Here is a 588-nt window from a genome sequence, read left to right on the forward strand (position 1 = left end):
GCGCGGAATTAGAAGAACTTGAACAGTCTGGCACAGAGTCGGAACAAGAGTGACAATTTAGATCCAATAACAAAAAGCCCAGTCATTTGACTGGGCTTTTTTAGCGCAACCGAAGTTTTAAGCAGGCATGCTCAAAGGCTCTGGCGAGACAATCACGCCGTTGTTATCCGCATAAACGTAATGTCCTGGTTTGAATACAACGCCGCCGAATTTCACCTCAACATTTAGATCACCTAATCCACGCTTCTCTGTCTTTCGAGGATTTGTACCAAGCGCTTGTACGCCTAATTGCGTTTGGCGAATCACGTCGACATCGCGAATACAGCCGTAAATGATCAACCCAGACCAACCATTTGCAGCAGCTTTCTCTGCAAGCATATCGCCTAGCAATGCATTACGCTTTGAACCACCGCCATCAACGACCATAACTCGGCCTTCGCCTGGTAGGCCAACTTGCTCTTTCACTACCGAGTTATCTTCAAAACACTTTACAGTCACGATCTCGCCACCAAACGCATCGACCGCGCCAAAGTTGTGAAACATTGGTTCTACGACTTCAACTAAGTCTGGGTACTCGTCACATAAATC

At 46.9% G+C, this 588-nt stretch carries 1 protein-coding gene; it reads right to left on the bottom strand.

The features are described from left to right. Positions 1-117: 117 nt before the first annotated feature. Positions 118-588 (bottom strand): ribonuclease E activity regulator RraA (rraA, locus tag A3762_RS21035; protein WP_068757489.1); only part of this gene is annotated, 471 nt, incomplete at its 5' end.

The sequence above is a fragment of the Oleiphilus sp. HI0125 genome, assembly GCF_001635355.1.